13 protein-coding genes and 1 other annotated feature (1 of these 14 only partly in view) are annotated in these 11,693 nt (G+C 54.3%); of the genes, 5 read left to right on the forward strand and 8 right to left on the reverse strand.

Translation table 11 applies throughout. The features are described from left to right. Positions 1-94: a sequence feature (Thr leader region), on the reverse strand; it reaches 24 nt to the left of the window's first position. The 3 genes from thrL to yjjY all read right to left on the reverse strand — a co-directional run bounded on the left by thrL (position 33) and on the right by yjjY (position 1,539). Then, on the reverse strand, positions 33-101 hold the full coding sequence (gene thrL, locus ACOTX3_RS11795) for a thr operon leader peptide (protein ID WP_015572623.1): 69 nt from the start codon (positions 99-101) through the stop codon (positions 33-35). (Overlaps the previous feature by 62 nt.) Positions 102-312: 211 nt before the next feature. Then, a complete protein-coding gene (locus tag ACOTX3_RS11800) occupies positions 313-999 on the reverse strand; it encodes a tRNA/rRNA methyltransferase (RefSeq protein WP_058678741.1) in 687 nt (228 codons plus the stop codon). Between the two features lie 399 nt (positions 1,000-1,398). Continuing rightward, positions 1,399-1,539: a protein YjjY gene (yjjY, locus tag ACOTX3_RS11805; RefSeq protein ID WP_001541509.1), complete on the reverse strand. Its 141-nt coding sequence runs from the start codon at positions 1,537-1,539 to the stop codon at positions 1,399-1,401. A gap of 95 nt (positions 1,540-1,634) precedes the next feature. Here yjjY and arcA point away from each other — a divergent pair, with 95 nt between their 5' ends. Continuing rightward, positions 1,635-2,351, forward strand: a complete 717-nt coding sequence (arcA, locus tag ACOTX3_RS11810) for a two-component system response regulator ArcA (protein ID WP_003856501.1) — start codon at positions 1,635-1,637, stop codon at positions 2,349-2,351. A gap of 47 nt (positions 2,352-2,398) precedes the next feature. Here the strand turns inward: arcA and creA are convergent, their stop codons facing one another. Further along, a complete protein-coding gene (gene creA / locus ACOTX3_RS11815; RefSeq protein ID WP_013095506.1) occupies positions 2,399-2,872 on the reverse strand; it encodes a protein CreA in 474 nt (157 codons plus the stop codon). 211 nt (positions 2,873-3,083) lie between these two features. Between creA and robA the strand changes: the two genes are divergently transcribed. Next, a complete protein-coding gene (gene robA / locus ACOTX3_RS11820) occupies positions 3,084-3,953 on the forward strand; it encodes an MDR efflux pump AcrAB transcriptional activator RobA (RefSeq protein ID WP_013095505.1) in 870 nt (289 codons plus the stop codon). On the opposite strand, the gene gpmB is transcribed toward robA, so the two are convergent. Next, complete coding sequence (gene gpmB, locus ACOTX3_RS11825; protein WP_013095504.1) at positions 3,950-4,597, reverse strand: 2,3-diphosphoglycerate-dependent phosphoglycerate mutase GpmB; 648 nt, start codon at positions 4,595-4,597, stop codon at positions 3,950-3,952. The genes robA and gpmB overlap by 4 nt on opposite strands. 49 nt (positions 4,598-4,646) lie before the next feature. Here gpmB and yjjX point away from each other — a divergent pair, with 49 nt between their 5' ends. Continuing rightward, a complete protein-coding gene (gene yjjX, locus ACOTX3_RS11830; protein WP_029882672.1) occupies positions 4,647-5,162 on the forward strand; it encodes an inosine/xanthosine triphosphatase in 516 nt (171 codons plus the stop codon). Between the two features lie 27 nt (positions 5,163-5,189). On the opposite strand, the gene trpR is transcribed toward yjjX, so the two are convergent. Further along, positions 5,190-5,519 carry a trp operon repressor gene (gene trpR, locus ACOTX3_RS11835; protein WP_013095502.1) on the reverse strand — a complete coding sequence of 110 codons (330 nt, stop codon included), beginning with the start codon at positions 5,517-5,519 and terminating at the stop codon, positions 5,190-5,192. Positions 5,520-5,574: 55 nt separating this feature from the next. After that, positions 5,575-7,512: a murein transglycosylase gene (gene sltY / locus ACOTX3_RS11840; protein WP_013095501.1), complete on the reverse strand. Its 1,938-nt coding sequence runs from the start codon at positions 7,510-7,512 to the stop codon at positions 5,575-5,577. A gap of 227 nt (positions 7,513-7,739) precedes the next feature. Between sltY and ettA the strand changes: the two genes are divergently transcribed. Next, positions 7,740-9,407: an energy-dependent translational throttle protein EttA gene (ettA, locus tag ACOTX3_RS11845; RefSeq protein WP_013095500.1), complete on the forward strand. Its 1,668-nt coding sequence runs from the start codon at positions 7,740-7,742 to the stop codon at positions 9,405-9,407. 91 nt (positions 9,408-9,498) lie between these two features. On the opposite strand, the gene ACOTX3_RS11850 is transcribed toward ettA, so the two are convergent. Further along, a complete protein-coding gene (locus ACOTX3_RS11850; RefSeq protein WP_013095499.1) occupies positions 9,499-10,398 on the reverse strand; it encodes a LysR family transcriptional regulator in 900 nt (299 codons plus the stop codon). 108 nt (positions 10,399-10,506) lie between these two features. On the opposite strand from ACOTX3_RS11850, the gene ACOTX3_RS11855 reads away from it, so the two are divergent. Then, entirely contained in the window at positions 10,507-11,508 is a 1,002-nt protein-coding gene (locus ACOTX3_RS11855; protein ID WP_058678740.1) for a zinc-binding alcohol dehydrogenase family protein, read from the forward strand. The last annotated feature ends 185 nt before the right edge of the window (positions 11,509-11,693 follow it).

Consider the following 11,693-nt stretch of genomic DNA (forward strand, 5'->3'; position numbering starts at 1 on the left):
GTGCGGGCTTTTTTCTGTTTTTCCTGTACGCGTCAGCCCGCATCGTTACCTGTGGTAATGATGATGGTTGTGGTAATGGTGGTGATGCTGATGCGTTTCATGGATGTTGTGTACTCTGTCATTATTATCTGTCTGTGCTGTATTCTTTTAGGGTTAAAGGATCGGGCACCTTAAGTCAATGAATTTTTAATTTGATCACAATTCAGCGGATTCTTACGTCCCGCTGCGTGCAGATTTATTTTCATCCGATTCCGCCAGAGGCAACCCTTAACGTCAGACGCTTACGCCATAGTAAAAACTTATGGCAGCATTTTACACGGCTAATTTTTTTTCGATATCGTGCAGCAAACGGTGCAGCATTGCCGTATCGCGCTGCTCGAGGCGCCCAAGACGCTGCTGCAGCCAGTCAGCCATTTTTTGGTCATCCGCCACACCAAGTTGCATCAGCAGGTTGTCAACGCGCGTACGCAGCGCGGCCAGTTGGTTTTCGTCGGTACCCACCGCTGGCGGTTGGGGAATTTGTATTAAGGACGCTAATTGATAGCAATAGACCATCACCGCCTGGCCTAAATTCAGGGACGGATAATCCGCGACCATTGGAGCCCCCGTCAGCACATCCGCGAGCGCCAGTTCGTCGTTTGTTAATCCTGAATCTTCCCGCCCAAACACCAGCGCCGCTTTTTCCAGCCACTGGCTTTTCTCGCTCAGCATCGGTACCAGTTCCGCTGGCGTGGCGTAATAGTGGAACTTCGCCCGACTGCGCGCCGTGGTCGCAACGGTAAACGAAATATCGTGCAGCGCGTCGGCGAGCGTGTCGTAAGTGGTTATATTATCGAGAATATCGCCCGACCCGTGCGCCACCCAACGCGCCGCGGGCTCCAGGTGAGCAGCGCTGTCCACAATACGCAAATCGGTGAACCCCATGGTCTTCATGGCACGCGCCGCAGCGCCTATATTTTCAGCTCTGGCTGGCGCGACCAGTACAATCGACAGATGCATTTATACTCTCTTTTTAATCAGTTAGCGGGGATTAATGTGATGCGCGTCAACATATTACGCGTCGCGAATTTACAATTTTGCAACACAAATCACCGAAATAGCGTTTCATAACAAATTAAAAGCGCTAAACTATTTTGTAGCTGAACAATCATTTAGAATGTTAACAGAACCTGATTATCCTTATGTTTTATAATGATAATGACAGGGTGAATACGCGATTTAAGTTGGATTCGTAACGTTTATCAATCAAGATCCGCAACTAGTTGGTTTATTGAAAAATTGTGACAAAGGCTAGCATTTAGCTATGATGATTTCATCAAACTGTTAACGTGCTACAATTGAACTTGATATATGTCAACGAAGCGTAGTTTTATTGGGTGTCAGGTGTCACTTAGCCTGTTATGTTGCTGTTAAAATGGTTAGGATGACAGCCGTTTTTGACACTGTCGGGTCCAAAGGGAAAGTACCCACGACCAAGCTAATGATGTTGTTGACGTTGATGGAAAGTGCATCAAGAACGCAATTACGTACTTTAGTCACGTTAGCCCGGTCATGTTAATTTGCGACATGCATCAGGCAGGTCAGGGACTTTTGTACTTCCTGTTTCGATTTAGTTGGCAATTTAGGTAGCAAACATGCAGACCCCGCACATTCTTATCGTTGAAGACGAGTTGGTAACACGCAACACGTTGAAGAGCATTTTCGAAGCAGAAGGCTACGATGTCTTTGAAGCGACCGATGGCGCAGAGATGCATCAGATCCTTTCTGAAAATGATATCAACCTGGTCATTATGGATATCAATCTGCCAGGTAAAAACGGCCTTCTGCTGGCGCGCGAACTGCGTGAACAGGCGAACGTCGCATTAATGTTCCTGACAGGCCGTGATAACGAAGTTGATAAGATCCTTGGCCTGGAAATCGGTGCGGATGACTACATCACCAAACCGTTTAACCCACGCGAGTTAACCATTCGTGCACGCAACCTGCTGTCCCGCACCATGAACCTGGGCACCGTCAGCGAAGAGCGTCGTAGCGTAGACAGCTACAAATTCAACGGCTGGGAACTCGATATCAATAGCCGTTCACTGATCAGCCCGAACGGTGAGCAGTATAAACTGCCGCGCAGTGAATTCCGCGCGATGCTGCACTTCTGTGAAAACCCGGGCAAAATTCAGTCCCGTGCAGAACTGCTGAAGAAAATGACCGGCCGTGAGCTGAAGCCACACGACCGTACTGTAGACGTGACCATCCGTCGTATTCGTAAACATTTCGAATCTACGCCAGATACGCCGGAAATCATCGCCACAATTCACGGCGAAGGCTATCGTTTCTGCGGTGACCTGCAGGAGTGATCCCGCAGTCAGCACCATAAAAAACGGCGCGAAAGCGCCGTTTTTTTTTATTCCCGCCACGGCATAATCGGCACCGCGCTAATCGCGTTTTTCGGTGAGCCTTCCACTACTTTGTCGGAGTAAGCAAGGTAGGCCAGGGTGTTACGTTTAGCATCGTAAAAACGCACCACCTGCAGCTTTTTGAAGACCAGCGACGTCCGTTTCTGGAACACCACATCCCCCTGCGCTTTGCCGTTTTTGATTTTCTCGCTCAGTTCAACCGGCCCGACCTGCTGGCAGGAGATGGCCGCATCGGATGTATCCTCGGCCAGCCCCAGACCGCCTTTAATCCCCCCAGTTTTTGCCCGGCTAACGTAGCAGGTGACGTTTTTCACATCCGGATCGTCAAACGCCTCCACCACAATTTTGTGGTCCGGCCCAAACATTTTAAACACGGTATCGACAGAACCAATCTGTTCCGCCTGCGCCGCGCGGCCCGCTATCAGCAGTAAGGCTGTTAAGAGCAATGTCTTATATTTCATATTGTTACCATTTCTTAATATTACGTTGAGCGATTATTCAACACGTTAGACAAAAATGTAGCAAGATCACAGGATTAGAATATATTCACCCAAAACGCAGGACAAAAAGCATTAATGAGCAAAAAAAACACTGAATGCTAAAACATCAAAAAATGCTATTATCCGCTAACCTGTTATCAGGCACCTGCTGTTTTAAGGATGAGGATAGTATATGGATCAGGCTGGAATTATTCGCGACCTGCTAACCTGGCTGGAAGGTCATCTTGACCAGCCTTTGTCACTGGATAATGTGGCGGCTAAAGCAGGCTATTCCAAGTGGCATCTGCAAAGGATGTTCAAGGATGTCACCGGTCATGCTATCGGTGCCTATATTCGCGCACGTCGTTTATCTAAATCTGCGGTGGCCTTACGCCTGACCGCGCGGCCCATTCTTGATATTGCCCTGCAGTATCGTTTCGACTCGCAACAAACGTTCACCCGAGCCTTTAAAAAACAGTTCTCGTTGACGCCGGCACTCTATCGCCGTTCACCTGACTGGAGCTCATACGGTATGCGCCCGCCGCTGCGTCTGGGCGAGTTCGCCATGCCGAAGTACGAAATCATTACCCTGCCGGAAACCCATTTGATCGGTACGACACAGAGCTACACCTGTTCTCTGGAGCAGATTTCTGAGTTCCGCCATCAAATGCGCGTTCAGTTCTGGCGCGACTTCCTGAGCCATGCCCCGGCGATCCCGCCTATCCTGTATGGTCTCAACGAAACGCATCCAAGCCAGGAAAAAGACGACGAGCAGGAGGTGTTCTACACCACCGCGTTAACGCCGGAGATGGCCAATGGCTATATTCAGGGTTCTAAACCGGTCGTGCTGGAAGGCGGAGAGTATGTGATGTTCTCCTACGAAGGGCTGGGAACGGGCGTACAGGAATTCATCCTGACCGTTTACGGAACATGCATGCCTATGCTGAACCTGAATCGCCGTAAAGGTCAGGATATTGAGCGCTACTACCCGGCAAGCGATGCGAAACCGGAAGAAGGCCCCATTAATCTGCGGATGGAATTCTTAATCCCGATCCGTCGTTAACGCTGCAGTTCATCCAGTGCAGGGGCATCAAGATGCGAAATGTCCCCTGCCATCTCAACGACCCATCCCGACGCCAGCCACGCGCTTTCCTGATAATCAATACGGGAAATAGAGCAGTTGCGCAGACGCAAACGGCGCTCCGCATAGGCCGGTAACCCCAGAATGGTGCTGACCAGACATCCCAGCGCAATCCCGTGACTCACCAGCAGTGGACGGCTTCCGGCTGGCAGCTTCAGGCATTCCGCCAGCGCAGCATGCATACGCACGCTCAGCTCCTGCATGGATTCGCCCTCAGGGATACGGCCATCTTCGGTACCGTTAACCAGCGTGCGGCGCCAGCCCTCTTCCGTTTCCGTCAGCGTATCGATATGGCGTTTTTCGAGCACCCCCATATCCAGCTCGCGCAGGCGCGGTTCAAGCAGCACATCACAACCACAGGCATCAGCAATAATGCGCGCCGTCTGCTGCGTGCGACCTAAATCGCTGGTGATGACATGGGTAATGCCCAGCGTTCTGGCACGTTCTGCCACCTGCCACGCTTGCTGCACACCCTTTTCAGTGAGAGGACTGTCGGACTGGCCTTGAATACGTCGCTCGGCGTTCCACTGCGTTTCACCGTGGCGAACAAGGTATACCTGTAACATGCTTTTTTTCCGTTATACTGCGATGAGTTTTTTTGAATCGAGCTTAATTATGCACCATGTTGTCTCTGCTACCACCAATCCTGCCAAAATTCAGGCAATTCTAAGGGCATTTGAAGAGATTTTCGGCGAAGGATCCTGCCATATTGATGCCGTCGGCGTCGAGAGTGGCGTTCCTGAACAGCCGTTTGGCAGCGAAGAAACGCGCGCTGGCGCACGAAATCGCGTGTTAAATGCGAAAGCGGCCGCACCCGATGCCGACTTCTGGGTCGCCATTGAAGCGGGAATTGACGAGGGCGCGACGTTTAGCTGGGTGGTTATCGAAAGCCGTGAACAGCGCGGTGAAGCACGCTCGGCCACCCTGCCGCTGCCGGACATTATTCTGGAAAAAGTGCGCGCAGGCGAAGCGCTCGGGCCAGTGATGTCGCAATACACCGGCATTGATGAAATAGGCCGTAAAGAAGGGGCGATTGGCGTCTTTACTGCTGGCGCGCTTACGCGCTCAAGCGTTTACCATCAGGCAGTGATCCTGGCGTTAAGCCCGTTCCATAACGCCATTTATCGTTGAACGTGTAGGCCGGATAAGGCGCAGCCGTCATCCGGCGTTTTTCAGCAATACCGCTTCCAGCCACTGACGCAGCTCAACCGGCGCAGACTTCAGGCTGTTTGAACCGCGGGTGATCGTCGCGATCCCCGCGCCCAGCTCGTTTTTGAGCTCACGCTGGCTCATCTCACCGCGCAGTAACTCTTCGATGATCCGCACGCGCGTGCCCAACGCCTCACGCTCGTCCGGCGTCAGCATCAGTTGCAGCAGGGGTAAATGCAGATCCTGGTCGTAAGACTGGCGGAGCAACTCCACAAAACGAAGCCACTCCTGATGACGTTGTTCGGCCAGTGCCGAGGAATACGGGGAATGCTGGGTCATGTTATGCCGCCTGTTGTACTCATTAACGAGTACAGCATAACACAACCCATCCCAATCAGTAACGTCTCTGCCACTCCGCATCGCTCATCAGGGTATCTTTTTGCCCCATGAAGTAACGGTAATAGGCATCATACGCCAGCACGTTCTTCACGTAGCCGCGCGTTTCTGAGAACGGAATGCTCTCGACAAACGCCACGGCGTCGATGCGTCCGGCGCTGTTACCCAGCCAGGTACGCACACGCCCTGGGCCCGCGTTATACGCCGCAGAGGCGAAAATGCGGTTGTTACCAAACTGCTGATAGACGTACTGCAGATAGCTGGTACCAATGTTGATGTTGGTATCCGGATCCAGCAGCTGTGATGGACTGCTGTATCCCGGGATATTAAACATCTTCACCGTATGCGTCGCCGTGCCCGGCATAATCTGCATCAGGCCGCTGGCCCCTACCGGGGAACGGACTTTCGGGTTCCAGGCGCTCTCCTGACGGGCAATCGCCATGGCGTAGCTTTGCGGAATATCTTTACCGCTGGTGTAGCGATCGAACAGATCTTTGTAGGCCAGCGGGAAACGTTCTTCAAGATGATCCCACAGCTTACCGGCGATCGTCGCCTGAACGCTCAGATCCCACCAGTGGTTATCAAAGGCGTAACGGGCAAGCTGGGCTTTCTCATCCGTAGTGCGGCTGGTGACCAGATTCGCCCACTCGCTACGGGCGGTGTTGTCCATATTCCAGTACATCAGCTCGCGCACGCGCGCCATTTCCGGCCCCTGGGTCAACGCCGGGCTGGCGTTACCCGGCGCTTTATCAATGCGGAAGGTGTACTCCTCACCCAGACGCTGCGCGGCCACCATCGGGTAGAAGCCCCTCTGCTGCATCAGCGCGTGGAGGATCTCTTTAGCTTCGTCATCGCGTCCCCGCTCCATCAGCAGATCCGCCTGCCAGTAGCGCCATTCGTCTTTCTCTTTGGCTTCCATCGGCAGACGCGCAAGCCAGGTATTGAGGCCTTTACGATCGCCCGTCCCCAGCGCCATGCGCACGCGACGTTCCACCAGCGACGTGGAGTTGGAGCGCATAATGGCATCGTCCCGCCAGCGGGCCTGTTCGTCGGTTACGTCCGAGCCCATCAGTCTCCACGCCACGATATCGCGCAGTTCCTGGGTTTGCTCTTCATTGAGCTGCTGTGCCTGCACCAGCTGCGGGATCATCAGCCGCGCGTTTTCGACATCGTCACGCGCCACGCTGGCAAAGGCCACCGCCGCCATCTGTCGGGTAAAATCGGTCGCTCCCGTGCTGCGGGCAAAGGTCAGAACGCTGTTGGGGTCGTTTGCCAGCGACATCACGGCCGTGGAAATGGTCTGGTAATCCGACGGCATTTGACCCGCCAGAGCCATCACCAGACGCGTGTTTCCGGCTTTCATCGCCAGACGGATACGTTCAAGGTAAGCCAGCGGATCCTGTTTACCGGAAGCACGCCAGGCACCAAAGAGCGAATCACAGGCGTTCGGCTGGCTTTTCCCGGTCAGCCACAGCTCTTTTGCCCCGGCCCAGGCTTCCTCCTGCTGACCGGTGGCCCATTTTGCATAGTAATAGTTACACTGGGCTTCCGTGGTGTTCGGTTTTTCCGGGCTGAACGCCAGCAGTCCGCGCCAGTCTTCACGACGCGCCAGCTCGTTTACAAAACGAGACTGCAGGTTCCGGGCGGGCGGCAGGGTCGGGTTCGCCTGAATGAAGTTATTCACGGTGACCGTGGGTTGATTCATGAGATCGTCAGTAATCTGGCGATACTCCAGATAGGGATAGAGAGGATAGTCTTTCAGCGTCGGCATCAACGCCTGCACAGTATCCATCTGTTTGTTGTCCCACGCCTGTTTAATCTGGGCGTAGCGGTTACGTTGTTCATCCAGTGAATCGGCATGCACCGCCTGGCTTACCGCCATTACGCATACGCTGGCCGCCAGCAGACGCCAGACCACCCGTTTGGCTTTTTCCACAAGCTCTTCCTCATTGTTTTTTCGTCAATTGCAGCGTCTTGCCACGTCAAAGTCTAATTAACTTATGCTAACCAGGCATCCCGGAACGCGCCACGTTACGGACACTTTTTTACCTTTCCTGCGCGTTTTAACACTCCCGACGTTCCTGGCTGGGATTAGGGCGGGAAAAAGGCTACACTTCGAGGCTGAAATTCCTTTTCATCACGATAAAAGAGGCGAAGTCCAACGTGGCTCAATTCGTTTATACCATGCATCGTGTCGGCAAAGTGGTACCGCCGAAACGTCATATTCTTAAAAATATCTCGCTGAGCTTCTTCCCGGGCGCAAAAATCGGTGTTCTGGGCCTCAACGGTGCCGGTAAGTCCACCCTGCTGCGCATCATGGCCGGCATCGATACAGACATCGAAGGTGAAGCCCGTCCGCAGCCAGGCATCAAAATTGGCTACCTGCCGCAGGAACCTCAGCTGAACCCTGAACACACCGTTCGTGAATCGGTTGAAGAAGCGGTATCCGAAGTGGTTAACGCGCTGAAAGGTCTGGATGAAGTGTATGCCAAATACGCCGAGCCAGATGCGGACTTCGATAAACTGGCCGCTCAGCAAGGCAAATTTGAAGAGATTATCCAGGCGCACGACGGTCACAACCTGAACGTGCAGCTGGAGCGCGCCGCTGACGCCCTGCGTCTGCCGGACTGGGATGCGAAAATCGCCAACCTCTCCGGTGGTGAGCGTCGCCGCGTGGCGCTGTGCCGTCTGCTGCTGGAAAAACCAGACATGCTGCTGCTCGACGAACCCACTAACCACCTGGATGCGGAATCCGTGGCGTGGCTGGAACGCTTCCTGCACGACTTCGAAGGCACCGTGGTGGCGATCACCCACGACCGTTACTTCCTCGACAACGTGGCGGGCTGGATCCTGGAGCTGGACCGCGGCGAGGGTATCCCATGGGAAGGCAACTACTCTTCATGGCTGGAGCAGAAAGATCAGCGTCTGGCGCAGGAAGCGTCTGCTGAAGCAGCACGCCGTAAGTCTATTGAGAAAGAGCTGGAGTGGGTACGTCAGGGCACGAAGGGCCGTCAGTCTAAGGGCAAAGCCCGTCTGGCACGCTTCGAAGAGCTGAACAACACCGAATACCAGAAACGTAACGAAACCAACGAACTGTTTATTCCACCTGGCGCGCGTCTGGGGGATAAAGTGGTCGAAGTCAGCAACCTGCGTAAATCTTACGGTGACCGCGTGCTGATCGACGATCTCTCCTTCTCCGTACCGAAGGGTGCCATCGTCGGTATCATCGGTCCGAACGGCGCGGGTAAATCCACCCTGTTCCGTATGATGTCCGGTCAGGAGCAGCCAGACAGCGGTTCTATCACCCTGGGTGAAACGGTGAAACTGGCGTCCGTTGACCAGTTCCGTGACGCAATGGATAACAGCAAAACCGTGTGGGAAGAAGTGTCCGGCGGGCTGGATATCATGCGTATCGGCAACACCGAGATGCCAAGCCGTGCCTACGTTGGCCGCTTTAACTTCAAAGGTACCGATCAGGGTAAACGCGTCGGCGAGTTGTCCGGTGGTGAGCGTGGTCGTCTGCATCTGGCGAAGCTGCTGCAGGTTGGCGGTAACGTACTGCTGCTCGATGAACCAACCAACGACCTCGACATCGAAACCCTGCGCGCGCTGGAAAACGCCCTTCTGGAGTTCCCGGGCTGTGCCATGGTTATCTCGCACGACCGTTGGTTCCTTGACCGTATCGCCACCCACATTCTGGACTACCAGGATGAAGGGAAAGTGGAGTTCTTCGAAGGTAACTTCACCGAATACGAAGAGTACAAGAAACGCACGCTGGGCGCAGACGCGCTGGAGCCGAAGCGTATTAAGTACAAGCGTATCGCGAAATAAAAGCACAACGGCAACTTCGGTTGCCGTTTTTTATGTTTGTGCCCTCTCCCCGTGGGAGAGGGTCAGGGTGAGGGCATCAGGCCACACATAATCACCCACCCACATAAAACCGCTTCACCTCATCACACTGCATCGCAAAGTCGATATAGCTCATCAGCGCAGGCGAATTGAGCTTACGGCTCGGATAGGCGAGCCAGAGATCGTTTCCTTCAACGTTCCACTCCGGTAGCACCTGCACCAGCGCCCCTTTTTCAATTTTATCTTCCAGCAAAAAAGCGGGTAAGAGTGTGATCCCCGCACCAGCTACCGCGCACTCACGAGCATAAACAAGATTATCCGTCATATGCGCATTGTCCGGCAGATAGCGGTAATCCTCACTCTCGCTTTGCAGGAGCCATTCAGACCAGGCCTTGTGGGTAATACAGCGGTGATCCACCAGCTGGCGGGGATGGTGCAGCGGCTCCCGGCGTGCCAGATATTCCGGTGAGGCCAGCATATAGCGCGGGCAGTGACCAATCATGCGGCCAATCAGCGAGGAGTCCTGCGGTTTACCGGTACGCAGCGCCACGTCAAAACCAGACTCCACCAGATCGAGCACATCGTCAGAAATAGAGACATCCAGTGAAACGTCAGGATAGCGGAGCTGAAACTCGGCATTCAGGTGTGCCAGTAACGTCGCGCCAATGCCCGCCGGGCAGGTGATACGAAGCCGCCCGCTGGGGTTTTCACGCAGCCGCTGAATGGCATACTCCGCCCTTTCGCTGGCCGCCAGCATCTCGCGACAATGCACCAGATAGTGCTCCCCCGCAAAGGTCAGATTCAGCCTGCGCGTGGTGCGGTTTAGCAGGCGGATCCCCACCTGCTGCTCAAGCTGGCTAATCCGCTGGCTAACGCTGGATTTCGGCAGGTCTGCTTTCTGCGCTGCGGCGGTAAAACTCCCCATCTCCGCCACCAGCGCAAACAGCGCCATATCCTGAAGCTGTTTAAACATGATTGTTCACCCCATACGAACACTCCGTTCTTGATTGTCCATCTTATCATGCGCATGACCACTTAATAGACTAGCCTCAACAAAACGCATTCCATTGAGGAGTTAATCATGTCTGTTAAAGCCATTGCCGTTAATCCTGAAAATCCCGCAGCTTTTATTGAGATCACCCAACCGATGCCACAGCCCGGTGAACACGATCTGCTGGTGGAAGTAAAAGCCTGTTCCATCAACCCGGTCGATACCAAAGTGCATGCGAGTCTTGTTAAAAACGGCCTGCAGGCGCCACGTATTCTCGGCTGGGATGCCAGCGGTGTCGTCAAAGCGGTGGGAACAAGCGTCACCGGCTTCAAACCGGGCGACGAAGTATGGTATGCGGGCGACATTACCCGTCCGGGCAGTAATGCCTCGCACCAGCTGATTGATGCGCGCATTGTCGGACACAAACCGACAAGCCTTGGCTGGGATGCCGCTGCCGCATTGCCGCTGACCGCGCTCACCGCCAGTGAAGGGCTGTTTGAACGCCTGAATATTCAGGATGCCGGGTCGGACAAAACGCTGCTGATCATCGGCGGTGCCGGCGGCGTAGGCTCCCTTGCGATCCCGTTTGCGAAGCACAACAGCAAGGTCAGGGTCATCGCCACCGCGTCGCGGGAAGACTCAGCCCAATGGTGTCGCGATCGCGGCGCGGATCTGGTGGTGAATTATCGCGATCTGCAAGGTGAACTGGCCAAACAGGGCATCACCTTTGTGGATTATATTTTCATCCTCAATGATACCGATGGCCACTGGGATGCGGTCAGCGAACTGATTGCGCCGCAGGGACACATCTGCTCCATCGTCGAAAATGCGCACCCGCTGAACCAGGACAAGCTGAAATCCAAATCCGCCGCCCTGCACTGGGAATTCATGTATACCCGCAGCATGTACCAGACTGCCGATATGGCGCGTCAGGGTGAGATCTTAAACGAGGTGGCGAAGCTGGTAGATAACGGCGTGGTGGAGAGCTCGCTCAGCGAAACGCTGCACGGGCTGAGCGTGGAAAGCATTACCGAGGCGCACCGCAAAGTGCTGGACGGGCATATGCGCGGGAAGGTGGTAGTTGCGTTCTGAGTGGATAATTCCCCCTCACCCTGCCCTCTTCCCACGGAGGAGAGGGTAAAGACAGCTCCGTACGATCCCATCTCCCCATGGGGTGTACAGTCCGGGGACATGGTTGACAGGTGTTCGGGGACATGGTGAACACTTTTTAACATCCTTTACCCATGGTGATCGACTTTTTCTTCAGGTCGATCACC

The sequence above is a fragment of the Enterobacter cloacae complex sp. IR5384 genome (genome assembly GCF_049237265.1).
Lineage (GTDB): Bacteria > Pseudomonadota > Gammaproteobacteria > Enterobacterales > Enterobacteriaceae > Enterobacter > Enterobacter cloacae.

What these genes read in the sequence shown, in the direction of transcription:
- ACOTX3_RS11800 (WP_058678741.1), bottom strand. Translation starts at nt 999, where the DNA reads ATGCATCTGTCGATTGTACTGGTCGCGCCAGCCAGAGCTGAAAATATA.
- arcA (WP_003856501.1), top strand. Translation starts at nt 1,635, where the DNA reads ATGCAGACCCCGCACATTCTTATCGTTGAAGACGAGTTGGTAACACGC.
- creA (WP_013095506.1), bottom strand. Translation starts at nt 2,872, where the DNA reads ATGAAATATAAGACATTGCTCTTAACAGCCTTACTGCTGATAGCGGGC.
- robA (WP_013095505.1), top strand. Translation starts at nt 3,084, where the DNA reads ATGGATCAGGCTGGAATTATTCGCGACCTGCTAACCTGGCTGGAAGGT.
- gpmB (WP_013095504.1), bottom strand. Translation starts at nt 4,597, where the DNA reads ATGTTACAGGTATACCTTGTTCGCCACGGTGAAACGCAGTGGAACGCC.
- yjjX (WP_029882672.1), top strand. Translation starts at nt 4,647, where the DNA reads ATGCACCATGTTGTCTCTGCTACCACCAATCCTGCCAAAATTCAGGCA.
- trpR (WP_013095502.1), bottom strand. Translation starts at nt 5,519, where the DNA reads ATGACCCAGCATTCCCCGTATTCCTCGGCACTGGCCGAACAACGTCAT.
- ACOTX3_RS11850 (WP_013095499.1), bottom strand. Translation starts at nt 10,398, where the DNA reads ATGTTTAAACAGCTTCAGGATATGGCGCTGTTTGCGCTGGTGGCGGAG.
- ACOTX3_RS11855 (WP_058678740.1), top strand. Translation starts at nt 10,507, where the DNA reads ATGTCTGTTAAAGCCATTGCCGTTAATCCTGAAAATCCCGCAGCTTTT.